Origin of the sequence: Sporolituus thermophilus DSM 23256, from assembly GCF_900102435.1 — a bacterium.
GTDB classification, from domain to species: Bacteria; Bacillota; Negativicutes; order Sporomusales; family Thermosinaceae; genus Thermosinus; species Thermosinus thermophilus.
The window spans coordinates 98,443-114,675 of record NZ_FNBU01000001.1 but is presented as its reverse complement, the minus strand read 5'-3'; the positions used below and the strand labels follow the sequence as shown (position 1 = coordinate 114,675).

At 58.8% G+C, this 16,233-nt stretch carries 16 protein-coding genes; all 16 read left to right on the top strand.

The annotated features are described in order from the left end of the window. Positions 1 to 13: 13 nt before the first annotated feature. The 16 genes from cphA (at position 14) to prfA (ending at position 16,233) form a co-directional block, all read left to right on the top strand. Positions 14 to 2,671 (top strand): cyanophycin synthetase, encoded by a 2,658-nt coding sequence (gene cphA, locus BLQ99_RS00560; protein WP_093687086.1) that lies wholly within the window; start codon positions 14 to 16, stop codon positions 2,669 to 2,671. 94 nt (positions 2,672 to 2,765) lie between these two features. Next, on the top strand, positions 2,766 to 3,236 hold the full coding sequence (locus BLQ99_RS00555; protein WP_093687339.1) for a chemotaxis protein CheW: 471 nt from the start codon (positions 2,766 to 2,768) through the stop codon (positions 3,234 to 3,236). 12 nt (positions 3,237 to 3,248) lie between these two features. After that, positions 3,249 to 4,112 carry a 4-(cytidine 5'-diphospho)-2-C-methyl-D-erythritol kinase gene (gene ispE / locus BLQ99_RS15020; protein WP_216093608.1) on the top strand — a complete coding sequence of 288 codons (864 nt, stop codon included), beginning with the start codon at positions 3,249 to 3,251 and terminating at the stop codon, positions 4,110 to 4,112. Then, the gene (locus BLQ99_RS15015) at positions 4,113 to 4,808 is read left to right on the top strand and encodes a GntR family transcriptional regulator (RefSeq protein ID WP_216093607.1); all 696 of its coding nucleotides are present in this window, start codon (positions 4,113 to 4,115) and stop codon (positions 4,806 to 4,808) included. Between the two features lie 35 nt (positions 4,809 to 4,843). Then, a complete protein-coding gene (locus BLQ99_RS00545; RefSeq protein WP_093687084.1) occupies positions 4,844 to 5,596 on the top strand; it encodes a nucleotidyltransferase family protein in 753 nt (250 codons plus the stop codon). A 206-nt stretch (positions 5,597 to 5,802) separates the two neighbouring features. Then, entirely contained in the window at positions 5,803 to 6,615 is an 813-nt protein-coding gene (gene purR, locus BLQ99_RS00540; RefSeq protein WP_093687082.1) for a pur operon repressor, read from the top strand. A 29-nt stretch (positions 6,616 to 6,644) separates the two neighbouring features. Continuing rightward, positions 6,645 to 7,859 (top strand): threonine ammonia-lyase, encoded by a 1,215-nt coding sequence (gene ilvA, locus BLQ99_RS00535; RefSeq protein WP_093687080.1) that lies wholly within the window; start codon positions 6,645 to 6,647, stop codon positions 7,857 to 7,859. A 151-nt stretch (positions 7,860 to 8,010) separates the two neighbouring features. Next, on the top strand, positions 8,011 to 9,381 hold the full coding sequence (glmU, locus tag BLQ99_RS00530) for a bifunctional UDP-N-acetylglucosamine diphosphorylase/glucosamine-1-phosphate N-acetyltransferase GlmU (protein ID WP_093687078.1): 1,371 nt from the start codon (positions 8,011 to 8,013) through the stop codon (positions 9,379 to 9,381). A gap of 47 nt (positions 9,382 to 9,428) precedes the next feature. Further along, positions 9,429 to 10,382, top strand: a complete 954-nt coding sequence (locus BLQ99_RS00525) for a ribose-phosphate diphosphokinase (protein WP_093687337.1) — start codon at positions 9,429 to 9,431, stop codon at positions 10,380 to 10,382. Between the two features lie 143 nt (positions 10,383 to 10,525). After that, positions 10,526 to 11,158 (top strand): GNAT family N-acetyltransferase, encoded by a 633-nt coding sequence (locus BLQ99_RS00520; RefSeq protein WP_093687076.1) that lies wholly within the window; start codon positions 10,526 to 10,528, stop codon positions 11,156 to 11,158. Next, a complete protein-coding gene (locus tag BLQ99_RS00515) occupies positions 11,151 to 11,981 on the top strand; it encodes a polysaccharide deacetylase family protein (RefSeq protein WP_093687075.1) in 831 nt (276 codons plus the stop codon). Before BLQ99_RS00520 ends, BLQ99_RS00515 begins: the two co-directional genes overlap by 8 nt. Next, positions 11,978 to 12,535: an aminoacyl-tRNA hydrolase gene (gene pth, locus BLQ99_RS00510; protein ID WP_093687073.1), complete on the top strand. Its 558-nt coding sequence runs from the start codon at positions 11,978 to 11,980 to the stop codon at positions 12,533 to 12,535. The genes BLQ99_RS00515 and pth overlap by 4 nt, the downstream gene beginning before the upstream one ends. 9 nt (positions 12,536 to 12,544) lie before the next feature. Next, the gene (locus BLQ99_RS00505; RefSeq protein WP_093687071.1) at positions 12,545 to 13,783 is read left to right on the top strand and encodes a radical SAM family protein; all 1,239 of its coding nucleotides are present in this window, start codon (positions 12,545 to 12,547) and stop codon (positions 13,781 to 13,783) included. Between the two features lie 189 nt (positions 13,784 to 13,972). Continuing rightward, on the top strand, positions 13,973 to 14,173 hold the full coding sequence (rpmE, locus tag BLQ99_RS00500) for a 50S ribosomal protein L31 (RefSeq protein ID WP_093687069.1): 201 nt from the start codon (positions 13,973 to 13,975) through the stop codon (positions 14,171 to 14,173). Between the two features lie 100 nt (positions 14,174 to 14,273). Next, a complete protein-coding gene (locus tag BLQ99_RS00495) occupies positions 14,274 to 15,173 on the top strand; it encodes a DUF1385 domain-containing protein (RefSeq protein WP_093687067.1) in 900 nt (299 codons plus the stop codon). Next, positions 15,163 to 16,233, top strand: a complete 1,071-nt coding sequence (gene prfA, locus BLQ99_RS00490; protein ID WP_093687065.1) for a peptide chain release factor 1 — start codon at positions 15,163 to 15,165, stop codon at positions 16,231 to 16,233. Before BLQ99_RS00495 ends, prfA begins: the two co-directional genes overlap by 11 nt.

Sequence of the window (16,233 nt, the reverse complement as noted above, 5' to 3'; positions counted from 1 at the left end):
GGGGGCTTTGGTTATGCAAATTCTGTCTGTGCGCGTACTGGAAGGGCCAAATATTTACAGTTACCGGCCGGTGGTACTGGTTAAGCTCGACCTGGGCGACTTAAGCGATGTACCCAGTACGGCCATACCGGGTTTTAGCGAACGGCTGACGGCCCTGCTGCCTGGGCTTGCCGAGCATCATTGTTCGCGGGGCTATGCCGGGGGCTTTGTCAAGCGGCTGCAGGAGGGCACCTACCTTGCCCATATCTTTGAGCATGTAGCCCTCGAACTGCAGTGCCTGGCCGGTTATGACGCGACCTTTGGCAAGACGCGCGGCGCAGGGAAGACCGGGATCTACGACGTCGCCTTCGGCTTTGGGCAGGCGCCGGCGGGTTTGCAGGCCGCTTATGCGGCCTACGGGCTGCTTACCGCCGTTATTGAGGGGCGGCCTTATGATGTGGCCGGCGCGGTCCGGACGATCCGCGCAGCCGGGGACAGCTATGAACTCGGGCCGAGCACGGGTGCTATTTACCAGGCGGCCCGGCGGCGGGGCATTCCCGTTCTGCGTATCGGGGACGCCAATTTGTTGCAGCTTGGCTACGGCCGGCGCCAACAACGGGTGTGGGCCACCACCACCGGCCGGACAAGCCTGGTGGCCGGCGATTTGGCTTCGGACAAGCATCTCACCAAGCAGGTGTTGGGCGCCGGCGGCATCACTGTGCCTCAAGGGGTCATTGTCACCGCTGCCGACCAGGCGGTCAAAGCGTGGGAGCGGTTTGGCGCCCCGGTGGTGCTCAAACCGTTGCGCGGCAATCAAGGCAAGGGCGTCACCATTAACGTGCACGACGCGGCCGAGGTCGAGCGGGCTTTTGCCTTTGCCGCCGCCCATGACCGGGAAGTACTGGTCGAGGAGTATATTCCCGGCCGGCAGTACCGGCTATGCGTCGTTAATGGCAAAATGGTGGCGGCGGCGGAGCGTATTCCCGCCTATGTGGTAGGCGACGGCGTCCATACGGTCGCCGAGCTGGTGGCGATAGTAAACAGTGATCCTTTGCGCGGCGAAGGGCATGAAAAGCCGCTCACCAAGATTAGAATTGACCCCATCGCGCTGACCGTTCTCGCTAAGCAAGGCCTGACGCCGGCCAGTGTGCCGGCGGCGGGGCGCACCGTGTATATTCGGGAAACCTCCAACCTCAGTACCGGCGGCACCGCCGTCGATGTAACCGATATCGTTCACCCTGACAACGCCCGCCTGGCCGAGCGGGCCGCTATGCTCATCGGGCTTGATGTCGCCGGGGTGGACATTGTGGCCAGCGATATTTCCCAGCCGGTCGGCCCTGGCAATGGCGCGGTCATTGAAGTAAACGCCGCTCCCGGCATCCGCATGCACCATTATCCGAGCGCCGGCAAACCGCGTGACGTAGCCGGCGCTATTGTCGATTATCTATTCCCCGATGGCCAAGGCCGCATTCCCGTTATTGCCATCACCGGCACCAACGGCAAAACAACAGTGACGCGGATGATCGGCCATATTTGGCGCACGGCCGGTTACTGCGTGGGGATGACGACAACCGACGGCATTTATATCGGCGGGCAGTGCATTCAGAAAGGCGATACCACTGGCCCGGCCAGCGCCCGGGCGGTACTGACCGACCCGACGGTGGAAGTGGCCGTGCTCGAAACGGCACGGGGCGGCATCGTCCGCGGCGGACTTGCCTTTGATCAGTGTGATGTGGGCATCATTACCAATATTACGGAAGATCACCTTGGCCAGGATGGCATCGAAGACCTGGATGACTTGGCCTATATCAAGTCGTTGGTTGTTGAAACTGTTCGGCCAGGGGGGTATGCCCTGCTCAACGCCGATGATCCGTACGTCGTGCGGCTTGCCGGCCGCGTGCGGGGCGAGGTGGTCTATTTCAGTACCGAAGCGGATAACATTGTTGTTCGCCGTCATTTGGGGATTGGCGGTAAAGCCTTCTTTGTCAAAGATAGCATGCTCTATGCCGCCTGCGGTAGTCTCGCCCGCCCGATCAGCGCGGTGGGCGACATTCCCGTCACCCTTGGCGGCATTGCCGCTCACAATTTGCAGAACGCCTTAGTAGCCGCCGCTGCCTGCTATTGCCTGAAAGTGCCCCTGACCTATATCCGGCAGGGACTGGCAACCTTTGACCAAAATCCGGGACGGCTCAACCTCTTGACAATGGGCGATATTCGCGTTTGTATTGACTACGGCCATAATCCCGCCGGGTACCAGGCCCTGATTAACACAGTACGGCGGCTGGGAGCAACGCGTCTGGTCGGTGTTATTGCCGCGCCCGGCGACCGGCGGGACGACGTCATTGTTAATGTGGGGCGCATTGCCGGCCGTGGTTTTGACTACATCTATATCAAAGAAGATGCCGATCGGCGCGGCCGTGCTCCCGGCGAAGTGGCCGAGCTCCTCCGGCGCGGCGTGTTGGAAGCTCAGTTTCCCGAAGACCGCATTGTCACTATTCTGGGGGAAGCGGAAGCAGTCGCCAGGGCTTTGGCCGACGCCCGGCCCGGCGATCTTGTTGTTGTTTTTTACGAAAAATACGATAAAGTCCTGGCTAGCATCCAGGAGTTTGCTGAGACGCGGCGGCAAGCCCCCCGGGAGGATGAGACGCCGGGTGTTGGCCAGCTGGTGGTGGCGGGTGCGCAGCATTTTTGACATGTCACATGAAAAAAATGGCTGGACGGTTGCAGGCGAACCTTACCGAAGCGTAGAATATATTACAGCCGCAGAGTTTATGTGGAGGTGTGCCATGGATAACGTCCAGTCTGCTCCCGAAATCCAGTTGGTTATATTCCGGTTAGCCAGCGAAGAGTACGGCCTGCCGATAACCAAAGTCCAGGAAATCAACCGCCTGGCGCCGATTACCAAGCTGCCGCAGGCAGCGGCCTTTATGGAGGGCATCATCAATCTGCGGGGACGGATTATTCCCGTGATTGACCTGCGCAAGCGGTTCGGCCTCACTGTGACCGACTATACCGATGATACGCGCATCGTTATTGTGGAAGTGAAGGGCCAGACGGTGGGGATTATCGTCGATGCCGTTACGGAAGTAGTGCGTCTTCCGGCCAGCAGCATCGAGCCGCCGCCCCCCGCTTTTGTGCTTGATGCCCAATATCTTAACGGCGTGGGCAAACTGGATAACCGGCTGCTCATTTTGCTCGATATTGATAAAATCCTGACCAGTCAGGAGGAAATTGCCCTCCGCCAAGTGAGCGCCTAGCGGCTGAAGGCTATGCTGACCATTAGTGCGTATGCCAAAATTAATTTAGCCCTGGACGTGCTGGGCAGGCGCAGCGACGGTTACCATGAGGTAGTCATGATCATGCAGGCCATTACCTTGGCTGATGCGGTGACCCTGACCGAACAGCAGAGGGATATTACCGTTACCTGCGACCGGTCTGACCTTGCATGCGACCATACCAATCTGGCCTATCGCGCCGCGTCCTTAATTCGGGATACTTTCCGGATTGATCGCGGTGTACATATTCACTTGACCAAACGCATCCCGCTGGCGGCAGGGCTAGCCGGCGGCAGCGCCGATGCCGCCGCTGTCTTGCGCGGGCTCAACCGCTTGTGGGGACTTGGTTTAAATAGTCATGAGCTTGAGCGGCTCGGCGCCGCTTTAGGCTCGGATGTGCCTTTTTGTTTGCACGGCGGCACCATGCTGGCTACCGGGCGGGGAGAAATCCTTACGCCGCTGCCGCCCTTGCCCCAGTGTTTTGTCGTTTTGGCTAAACCGGCGGTCAGCGTGTCCACTGCCTGGGTCTACGGCAATTTCCGCCCCCAGGCGGTTGGGCGCCGTCCCGATATTGCCGCAATGCGCCGCAGCCTGGCGCAATCCGACTTAGCCGCAGTGGCCGCGGGACTGGGTAATGTCCTGGAAAGCGTAACTATCCCCGCTTACCCGGATATTGACCGGCTTAAACGGTTGATGGTCGAGGCGGGGGCGCTGGGCAGTCTCATGTCCGGCAGCGGTCCGACGGTTTTTGGTTTGGCCGCCGGCCGCGAGCAAGCCGAACATATCGCAGCCATGCTTCGGCAGCAAACTGCGGCGGAAATTTTTGTAGCTGAGACATTGATGAAGGTGGAGGAGTAAATGGAACGGCGCTTACTGCCGATTAAACTGGATAGTTACCAACCGCTGCGCGAGGTGGTGGCCGAAACGCTGCGCAACGCTATCAACAGCGGCCTGTTGAAACCCGGGGAACGGCTCATGGAGACGCAACTCGCCGAAGAATTGGGCGTCAGCCGTACGCCGGTGCGGGAAGCCATCCGGAAACTGGAACTGGAAGGATTTGTCGTCATGATCCCGCGGCGCGGCACGTATGTAGCCGGTCTGTCCATCAAGGACATCAACGAGGTGTTTGAAATTCGCACCGCCCTTGACGTTCTGGCCGCCGGGCTGGCGGCCGAGCGTATTACCGATGAGGAACTTGAGCAGCTCGAGCGGCTGTTAGTCCAGATTGGGGAGGAAATTGACAAGGGCGAAATCCAAAGAATCGTGGAACTTGACAGTCTGTTTCACGATATTTTGTACCGGGCCAGCCGCAACGACCGTCTGGTAGGCATTATCAATAACCTGCGTGAGCAGTTTACCCGTTTCCGCACTATTTCGATGGCCTATCCGGGTCGTCTGAAAAACACGCTGGAAGAACACCGGAAATTGGTGGAGGCGATCGCGGCGCGGGATATCGAGGCGGCCCAACAGGTGGCCCGAGAACATATGGAAAATTCCGAACAGGTGCTACTGCAGGATTTAAACGAACGGCAAAGCAGCGACCGGCCATATTAACGCCGGATTTGACACTAGGGGGAGAAGCACGCCGTATGTATGACGCCATTATCCTGGCCGGCGGCCAAAATGCCGAACCGCTCCGGCAAGTTTCGGCCCAGCCGTATGAAGCAATGATTGATATCGCCGGCAAGCCCATGGTAACATTTGTCGCCGAAGCATTGGCAGCCTGTCCGCAGGTCGGCCGCATCTTCGTCGTCGGTCCGGCCAGAGAACTGGCAAACTGCGGGCTGCCCCCCAGCGCCGTGGTCGTGGAAGGCGGCAGGACAATCGTCGAAACCATTAGCCGCGGCATGGCCGCCTTGGGCCATGAGCGCAAAGTGCTGGTCGTAACCGCCGACATCCCGCTGGTGACGCCGGAGGCCATCCAGGATTTTTTGGCCCAATGCAGCCGGGTGGAAGCCGATTTATATTATCCTATTGTCCGGCGGGAAGACAATGAGCGCTACTATCCCGGCAACAAGCGCACTTATGTGCGCTTTCGGGAAGGTACCTATACGGGCGGCAACATCTTTCTGGTCAACCCGGCCATCGTGCCGCGCTGCATGGCGGTGGCCGAACGCATCATCGAAAACCGCAAAAACCCGTTTAAACTGTGCTGCCTGCTGGGCTGGAGTTTTGTCTTCAAATTCATCTTCGGCCGCCTGATGCTGCCGGAAGTGGAGAAGCGGGTAGCGGCGATGCTGGGCATCACCGGCGCCGTCATCGAGTCGCGCTACCCGGAACTGGGGATCGATGTCGACAAACCCAGCGATCTGGAAATGGTGCGCAGCCTGGTGCAGGGGTAAGAAGTAAGAAGTAAGAAGTATGAAGTATGAAGTATGAAGTATGAAGTATGAAGTATGAAGTGAGAAGTAACCTCATACCTCATACATCATACCTTCATACTTTTTTTTACTTTGAGCAGGAATTGCTGCTTTGGCAGAGAACATGAATAAAAATATTTAAAACGAACAAATTATTCGCTAGCTTTCCTGACAATGGGGGTAAATATATGGAAAAAGTACGGAGAGTGGAACGGGTAGTGGCGCTTACCAAATTGCTGGTTGACCGGCCGCACCACCTGTTTTCGCTTGGGTATTTCAGCGAACTCTTCGGCGCCGCCAAGTCCACCATCAGCGAAGATATTCTTACCATAAAACAAGCGCTGCAGAGCTTTGGCTTGGGGACGCTCGAAACAGTGAGCGGCGCTGCCGGCGGCGTGCGCTACCTGCCGCAGCAGGAGGCAGCGGCTATTAACGGTTTGCTCACCGGCCTGGCCGAACAGCTAAAGAGTGCCGACCGGATTATTCCCGGCGGTTTTTTGTATATGTCCGATATTTTGTTTAACAGCCAGCTGATGCTGCAAATAGGCGAGGTGTTTATGACCCGCTTTCAGCATTTGGCACCCGATTGTGTCATGACCGTGGAAACTAAGGGGATTCCCCTTGCTTTTGCCACGGCCCGGGCGTTCAACGTGCCGCTTGTCATTGTGCGGCGCGGCAGTAAAGTGACCGAAGGACCGGCGGTAAGCATCAACTATGTGACAGGGTCGTCGCGTCGCATTCAGACGATGTCGCTGGCCAAGCGGGCCGTCCCGGCGGGCGCGCGGGTGCTTATCATCGACGATTTCATGAAGGCTGGCGGCACCGCGCGCGGGCTTGTTGATCTGGCCCAGGAAGTGGGGGCCCAGGTCGTCGGCACCGGTGTCCTGGTAGCCACGGCCGAGCCGCAGGAAAAACTAGTGGAAGACTATGTAGCCCTGCTTATCTTACACGCAGTGGATGAGCATACTAAGAAAACAGATATTAGACCGGCCTTGGTCTGATAGGCACGAAAAAGCGGAGGCTGACATAGATGGATAATATTGCCGTCACGCTAAACGATGTCAAACAAGCTCAGGAAGCCCTTGCCGGCCTTGTTCACCGCACACCCCTTGACTATAGCCACACTTTCAGCGCCATGGCTGGCTGCGATGTATACCTGAAGCTGGAAAACCTGCAGAAAACCGGTTCTTTCAAAATTCGCGGGGCCTACAACAAGATTCACTCGCTCACCGAAGCCGAAAAGCGACGGGGGGTGATCGCCGCGTCTGCCGGCAACCACGCCCAGGGGGTGGCGTTTGCCGCCAGGCTGGCCGGGATAAGAGCAACCATTGTCATGCCGGAAGTAGCGCCACTGGCGAAAATCATGGCCACCCGCGGTTATGGCGCGGAGGTGCTGCTTGCCGGCGCGGTCTACGACGAGGCGTTCCAAAAGGCCAAACAGGTACAGGCGGAAAAGGGCCAGACCTTTATTCATGCTTTTAACGATCCGGCCGTTATCGCCGGTCAGGGGACGGTGGGACTGGAAATCTTGCGCGACCTCGACGACGTGTCGGCCATCGTTGCCCCGATTGGCGGCGGCGGCCTCATCGCCGGCATCGCCGCCGCAGTCAAGGAACTGGCTCCCCATGTGAAAATTTACGGGGTCCAGGCCCAGGGCGCGCCGGCGGTCTATATGTCGAAACAGGCTCATGAAATTAAAACTACTCCCGACGCCGTAACCATGGCTGACGGGATAGCGGTCAAAGTACCGGGCGATCTTACCTTCGCCATTATTGACAAATATGTAGACGATGTGGTGGTCGTTGATGATGAGGCCACCGCCGGCGCCATTCTCATGCTGCTGGAGCGGGCCAAACTCATGGTCGAGGGCGCCGGGGCGGTAAGCCTGGCGGCCGTCCTCCATGGCAAAATCCCCGCCAAGGGCAAACTGGCCTGCATCCTGTCCGGCGGCAATATCGACGTCAACTTTATTTCCCGCATTATTGAACGCGGCCTGGTAAAAGCCGGCCGCCGCGTAAAAATGACGACCCTGGTCCTCGACCGTCCCGGGGAGCTCCAGCGGCTGCTAGCCGTCATTGCCAAGTCCCGGGCCAATGTCATTCATGTTTATCATGACCGGGTAGCGCGCAACGTACCGCTCGGCCAGGCCGTCGTGGAGCTCAGCCTGGAAACGCGCGATGCCCTCCATACCGATGAAATCCTGGCAAACTTGCGCCGCGAAGGCTACACGGTTAGCTTGCTCTAAGCGGGCGTGAATAAACCGACTAATCAAAAGGTTAGGATATTTTGGTCCTGGAGAGGAATATGGCAGACGGTGTCGAAAGGGAAAATGGTTAGAAAGCTAGCGAGTCTCGCCGGTTGGAGGGTTACCGGCCGGCGAAAGCAGGAGGTACGGTATGTCTGAACTAGCGGCGCTTGTGCTGGCGGCCGGCAAGGGCACACGGATGAAATCGGCCCTACCCAAGGTGCTGCACAAGGTGGGCGGTAAGCCTATGGTGCAGCATGTGCTGGATGCGGCCCGCCAAGCGGGAGCGACCCGGAATATCGTCGTAATCGGCTTCGGCGCCGAAGCGGTGGCGGCCGAACTGGAGGGTCAGGCAGAGTTCGTTGTTCAGGCCGAACAATTAGGTACCGGCCATGCCGTAATGCAGGCGGAAAGCAAACTGGCCGACTTTCAGGGCACGGTCCTGGTGCTCTGTGGCGACACGCCCCTGCTCGAGGGGGAGATGCTGAAAGGGCTGGTAGCTCAGCACCGCGCGCAGCGGGCCGCGGCGACCGTCCTGACGGCCCATATGCCCGACCCGACCGGTTATGGACGGGTTATCCGCAGCGCTGACGGCCAGGTGCTCAAGATTGTTGAGCAAAAAGACGCGAGCTCGGCCGAACAGGCGGTTAATGAAGTAAACACCGGCATTTACTGTTTCGAAGGGCCGGCTCTGTTTCGCGCCCTGCGAAGGGTGCGCCGCGACAACGCCCAAGGTGAATATTACCTCACTGATGTGATCGGCATTTTAGTAAACGAAGGCGCCAAAGTCTGGGCCTTGCCGGCGGCTGATTACCAGGCGACGCTGGGCATCAATTCACGCCTGCAACTGGCTGAGGCCGAGCGGATCATCCGCCGGCGCAAGCTGACGGCGCTGATGGAAAGCGGCGTTACTATTATGGATCCGGCCAGTACGTTTATTGACGCCGAAGTCCAGATCGCTCCGGATACCGTCATTTATCCCTTTACCTGGCTGGAAGGCCGGACGATGATTGGGCAGGGCTGCGTCATCGGTCCCAGCACGCGTATACAGGACACGACGGTGGGCGACAATGCCACTATCCACTTTACGTATGCGCACGAGTGCCAAATTGGCGACGACGTGACGGTCGGTCCTTATGTCCATCTCCGGCCGGGTACGGTTCTGGCCCGGGGCGTTAAAATCGGCAACTTTGTCGAAGTGAAGAATTCGCAGATCGGGGAAAATAGCAAGATTCCCCATCTTAGCTATATTGGTGACACCGATATGGGCGCACGGGTCAATATTGGGTCCGGTACGATTACCGTCAATTACGACGGTAAGCAAAAATACCGCACCATCATTGAGGACGACGCGTTTATCGGCTGTAACACCAACCTGGTGGCGCCGGTGACGGTGGGCTTAGGCGCTTATGTGGCTGCCGGCTCGACAATTACCAAGAACGTGCCGCCGTCCGCCCTGGGAGTGGCCCGTGCCCGGCAGACCAACATCGAAGGATGGGCGGACAAGCACCGGAAAAAGTAACAGGCCTGGCGCTGCCGGCGCGGCTTGTATCTGGAGGTTTGCGGACAATGATTTTAGACGACGGTAAACGACTGCGCATTTTTACCGGTAACGCTAATCCGGCGTTGGCCGAGGAAATTGCGTCTTATCTCGGCCTGACGGTGGGCGATGCCTTCGTGGGCCGCTTTAACAACGGCGAAATTCAGGTTATCATTGATGAGAGCGTGCGCGGCAAGGATGTTTTCATCATTCAGCCGACCAGCCAGCCGGTAAACGACAACCTGATGGAACTCTTAATCATGGTCGACGCTTTCAAACGGGCCTCGGCCCGTCATATCACCGCCGTAATTCCCTATTACGGCTACGCGCGGCAGGATCGCAAGACGCGGGGCCGGGAACCCATCTCCGCCAAACTGGTCGCCAATCTGCTGACAACCGCCGGGGTAACGCGTGTTGTTACCATGGATTTGCATGCCGGCCAAATACAGGGCTTTTTCGACATTCCGGTAGACCATCTGCTCGGTGTGCCGATTCTGGCCGAATATATCGCCGCGAAAAAATTGGAAGACCTGATTGTCGTTTCCCCCGACCTGGGCGGCGTCACGCGGGCCCGGCAGCTGGCCGACCGCCTGCATGCGCCGATTGCCATCATTGAAAAACGCCGCCCGGCGCCGGGCGTGGCCGAGGTTATGAACCTTATTGGCAGCGTCGAAGGCAAGACCGCGGTTATCATCGACGACATCGTGGACACGGCCGGGTCGCTTACCGAAGGCGCCCGGGCGCTGGCCCAGTTCGGCGCCAAGGAAGTTTACGCCTGCTGCACCCACCCGGTGCTCAGCCCGCCGGCGGTCGAGCGGGTGGAAAACTCCAATATTAAGGAGCTTATCGTCACCAACACTATCCCTGTTCCACCGGAGAAGCGGACGCCGAAAATTAAGGTGTTGTCGGTAGCGCCGCTGTTTGGCGAGGCCATCATCCGCATTTTCGGCGATCTGTCGGTGAGCAAGCTCTTTGACGATTAACAGCGACTGTCTGGTGAGATTGCCGGCGCAAGGGGCGGCAATCTCATTTTGTTAAATATCGGTAAGCAACCCCAAAACCGCTAAGTACGCGAAGAACGCGAAGGGGTGTCCTTCGTGGTTAATACGTTGAAGGAGGCGGCGCCATGCGCATTGAGCAGGCCACGGCGGCGGATATACCGGCCATTGCCGCGATTTTTACCGAGTGCTTTAAAGAGAGCGTGCTCCATCATTGCGGCGGGCGTTTGCCTAATCCGCAGGCAATGATCGATGTTTTCTCCCTGGTGTATGACGCCGAGCCGGCGGCGGCTTTTGTCGCCCGCGAAGGGGATGCGATCGTAGGCTATTGCTTTGCACCGGCCCGCTTATCCGGCCTGTGGCGGCGCGCCGTCCTGAGTGGAGCGCTTTTTCGCTGGGCGTGGCGGTGGGTTACGGGCCGCTATGGTTTCGGCCTGCACCCACTCAAAGTAATTGTGCTCAATAAACTGGCCTTTTTGCGCTCGGCGGTGGCGCCAGCCAAAGCGGCGGACGCCCGTATACTGTCGATCGCCGTTACCAAGGCGTGTCGTGGCCGGGGCGTCGCCAGCGCCCTCATGGACGCGGCGCTCACTTATTTTTGCTCCTGCCGGGCAAGAAGGGTGCGCCTTGAAGTCCGGCCGGACAACGCTCCGGCCATTCGCGTCTATGAAAAACATGGCTTTGTGCCGGGCGGCTTTACCTACGATTCGCAGGGGCCATGGCTCATCATGTTTAAGGAAATGGGGGCCGGAAATGTTTGAACCCAAGCTGCGGCTGATTAGTATGCTCGGGCTGCTGACAACAGTGGTCGTCATCAGCCTGGTCCTCGACTACTTGCGGATCTTGCGGCGGCCGGCGCGCCTGGGACTGGGCGTGGCCGTCCTGGGGATTCTTACCGGTTTCGTGCTTACGCTTAATGCCGTTTTGCCGGGAACGGACTTTTACGGGCCGGCTTTTTCCGAAGGCGACTCATCGCAGAAACTGGTGGCCCTCACTTTTGACGACGGCCCCTATCCGCCCTATACCGGCCAGATTTTGGACATACTAAAAGAATATCAGGTGCCGGCCACCTTTTTCGTCATCGGCAAAAACGCGGAAAAACACCCTGACCTGGTGAAACGGATCGTGGCGGAAGGGCATCAGCTTGGCAATCATACATATAACCATATCGATCTCTTAAAGGCCGACCGGGAGACGATTGCCGCGGAGGTCGACCGCACCGGCGCGGTGCTGGCGGCTATCACTGGCCAGGCGCCGCCGCGCATTGTCCGGCCGCCCCATGGCTTCCGCGATGCCGTCGTGATGGACGTCATGGCCGAAAAGGGCATCAGAGTGGTCGAGTGGTCGGTCATGAGCCGCGACTGGACCAACCCGGGGGTGGACGTTATTGTTGCCCGCACCGTCAGCAAAGTTAAAAACGGCTCCATCATCCTGCTCCATGACGGCGACGGCGTAGCGGCCACCGCGTCCCGCGCCCAAACGGTGGAGGCGGTGCGCCACATTATCCGCGACCTTTTAGCCAAGGGTTACCGGTTTGTGACTGTCGACGAAATTCTGACCAAAACGGAGGAAAAGAACCGATGAAAGTGATTGTGGGCCTGGGCAACCCCGGTCGGGAGTACAGTGCCACCCGCCATAACGTTGGCTTTATGGTAATAGACGAGCTGGCACGCCGGTGGGGCATCGGCGACTGGCGTCGTCGCCACGAGGCCGAGGTGGCCGAGTACCGGGGTGCCGGCGCCGTGCTTCTGGTCAAACCACAGACATACATGAATTTAAGCGGCCGCGCCGTGGGCGAGATTGCCCGCTGGTACAAACTGGCGGCCGAAGACATTATTGTTGTTTTCGACGACCTCGACCTGCCGGTGGGACGGCTGCGCTTGCGCATGAAGGGCTCAAGCGGCGGCCACCGGGGAATTGAATCCATCCTGGCGCACCTTGGCGCCGATACTTTTGCCCGCGTGCGGGTCGGTATCGGCCGGCCGCCGCAAGGGTGGGCGACGGCCGATTATGTCCTGAGCAAGTTTGCGCCGGACGAGGCGCCCCTGATCGACCAGGCCATTGTCCGCGCCGCCGATGCGGTGGAGGCCATCCTCAAAGACGGACTGAACAAAGCGATGAACGCGTTTAACAAGTAGGTGGAAGTGATGGGTCTAGTTACCGCGTTATATGCCGACCCAAACGGCAATATCTTTGATGCTCCGGGCTATCAGGCCGTGGGGCGGTCGGGCTCTGCCACGGTCAGGCTAAGCCCTGCCGAAATGATTCCCCTCCCGGAAGGGGCTGAGCTCATGTTTTTGCCCGGCCGGACGGCCCTGGCCGCCCGAAAGGATAAGATCGAACCCCTTGCCGGGCCGCTCCTGGCGGTGGCCGCCATGCTGCCGGTCGGCTACACCCGTACCCATCTGCCCGCTTTTCGCCGGCAGGAGGGGGCGCCGCCGCTGCCCCTGTTCGGCTACACGGCCGTCGCTTTGTATAAGGACGAAATGTATGTGGCTGCAATACAGAGCGCCGCCAACGATAAATGGGATCCGGCCCGCTACAATACCGCCGACCTGTCCCGCCGCATCGCCCGGGTCAAGAAGGATTTGCCCAACAACCGCCTGGTGGACCATCTGGCGCACTGTTCGCTCAAGTGGCATTGCTGCACGGCCCAGAACCTCTTTTACCGGCGGTGGGAGGCGGGGATCCCTGTGTCGCCGGCCTGCAACGCCAACTGCCTGGGCTGCATTTCCCTGCAGTCGGCCGAGTGCTGTCCGGCGCCGCAAAGCCGCATTGCTTTTCAACCGACGGCCGAAGAAGTGGCGGAGGTTGGCACATATCACCTGACCGGCGCGCCGGACGCCATCATCAGTTTCGGCCAGGGCTGTGAAGGCGAGCCGTCGCTGGCTGCCGGCGTCATTGCCGCCGCGGTGCGCCGTATTCGGGCCCAAACCGGCCGGGGCATCATTAACATTAATACCAACGCCGGCTATACCGACGGCATCGCCCAAATTGTCGACGCCGGCCTAAACAGCATGCGGGTAAGCATTATCAGCGCCCGCCCCGACGCGTACCAAGCTTATTACCGCGCCGGTTACCGCCTGGACGATGTGAAGGCGTCGATCCGTTACGCCAAAGCGAAGGGGGTTTACGTCTCGCTCAATATGCTGCTTTTCCCCGGGTTTAACGACCGGCCGGAGGAGGCGGCGGCCTGGTATGATTTTCTTGCGGAAACCGGGGTGGATATGGTGCAGCTGCGCAACCTCAATTTCGACCCCGATTTGTTTCTGGCCGCCATGCCGCCATCATCTGCCGAGCCGATAGGCGTACGTCCCTTCCTGGCCGAATTGGCGCGCCGCTTTCCCCGCCTGCGCCTGGGTAGTTTCACCGTTTATCCCGGCTAAAATACTAACGTTCCACCACTTACCACTTCCCGATTGCCACTTTCCACGGTAGGCGGTATAGCCCCGGGACTAGCCGTAAATACTAGTTGTTGCACACGCGGCGCCGTTGTGCTATAATAACGTAGCGTGGAAGCAAAGTCCCGTAAAAGGTTACCCGTAAAGGTTAGATAAAGTGAGGTGCAGGATACGATGCAAGAAAAAATCCATCCCAAGTACGGTGAAGCAAGAGTCGTATGCGGTTGCGGCAATACCTTCACCACTGGTTCTGTTAAAAAAGAACTGCGTGTAGACGTTTGCTCCAAGTGCCATCCTTTCTTCACCGGCCAACAGCGTACGGTCGCTGCCCGTGGCCGCATCGAGAAATTCAATAAGCGCTACGGCCAAGAATAAGCTTAACATCGGAGCAGAGCAGCTAGTGCTCTGCTCTCGCTGTATGTGGACGTTTTTGCCGGCGCCGGCCACTCTTGATTTATTGGAGAGGAGAACAGCCGTGAAGAGCAAAATTACAATCGGCGGCCAAGCCGTTATCGAAGGCGTCATGATGCGCGGGCCGGGTTATATTGCGACAGCCGTGCGCGAGCCTTCGGGCAGCATTGTCGTCAGCAAAGAACCGCTGACCTCGCTTACCGACCGCTATCCCCTTTTGAAAAAACCCCTGCTCCGCGGCGTAGTGGCGTTAGTCGAATCGCTGGTCTACGGCCTAAAGGCCCTTTCGTTTTCGGCCCAGGCCGCCGGCGAAGAGGAGGAGGCGCTCTCGGGGCGAGACATTGCCATGACCATGGTCCTATCCTTTGGGCTGGCCATCTTGCTCTTTGTCGTCATTCCCACCTATGCCGCCAAATTTCTGCACGGCGTCACCGCTGACGCCCGTATCCTCAACCTGATGGAAGGCCTGTTACGCCTGGCCATTTTTATCGCCTATATTTACGGCATCTCGCTGCTGAAAGATATTCAGCGCGTTTTTCAGTACCACGGTGCGGAGCATAAAACCATTCATGCCTTTGAAGCAGGCGCGCCCTTAGACGTAGAGCATGTGCGGGCCTACAGCACGCTCCATCCCCGGTGCGGCACCAATTTCCTGCTGATTGTCATGGTAGTGAGCATTATCGTTTTCGCCTTTTTAGGCTGGCCCGACCTGTGGCTGCGCATTCTGTCGCGGATTCTCCTGCTGCCGGTCATTGCCGGCATTAGCTACGAGATTATCCGCTTTGCCGGCCGCAGTGACAAGCGGTGGGTAAGCTGCGCCATTGCTCCCGGCCTGTGGCTGCAGAAGCTGACCACCCGCGAACCAAGCGACGACCAGATCGAAGTGGCCATCCGCGCCCTGGAAGCGGTGAAGCCGGATGACCCGGCAGCGACAACGGAGGAGGTGAATGCCAATGCTGGATAAATTGCAGGCGATTGAAGATAAATACCTGGAATTGGAAAATTTGATCAGCGACCCTGATATTATTGCCAACCAAAGCGAATGGCAGAAACACGCCAAGGCCCATGCCAAACTCACGGAGATTGTCACGAAGTTCCGGGAGTACAAAAAGGTGCTGCAAGGGATGGAAGATGCCAGGGAAATGCTGAAGGAAAAACTGGATGACGATTTTCGCGAAATGGTGGAGGCCGAGCTGGCCGAACTTAAAGAGCAAAGCGTCCGGCTGGAAGAGGAGCTGCGCATCCTGATGCTGCCCAAGGACCCCAACGATGAGAAAAACGTTATCATCGAAATCCGGGCCGGCGCCGGCGGCGATGAGGCGGCCCTCTTCGCCGGCGACCTTTTTCGCATGTATACCCGCTACGCCGAGACCCAGGGCTGGCGGGTAGAGCTCTTGGACGCCAACAGCTCCGACCTGGGCGGGTTTAAGGAAGTGGTCTTCAGTATCCAGGGCGACGGCGCTTACTCGCGCTTCAAGTACGAGAGCGGCGTGCACCGCGTGCAGCGCGTGCCGGAAACGGAAGCCAGCGGCCGCATCCATACTTCGACGGTGACGGTAGCCGTGCTGCCGGAAGCCGATGATGTGGACGACGTGGTCATTAATCCGAATGACCTCCGCATCGACACCTACTGCGCCAGCGGCGCCGGCGGCCAGCACGTCAACAAGACCGAATCGGCCGTGCGCATTACCCACCTGCCGACCGGCATCGTGGTGCAGTGCCAGGACGAAAAGTCGCAGATTAAAAACCGCGAGAAAGCGATGCGCGTGCTGCGCGCCAAACTGCTCGAGGCGGCGCAGGAAGAGCAGCGGGCACAGCTGGCGGAAACGCGCAAAAGCCAGGTCGGCACCGGCGACCGCAGTGAGCGCATCCGCACCTATAACTTCCCGCAGGGCCGCGTGACCGATCACCGCATCGGCCTGACGCTGCATAAACTGGACTTTATCTTAAACGGCGATTTGGACGAGCTCATCAATGCGCTCATCACCGCCGATCAGGCCGAACGGCTGAAGCAGGTCGGATAA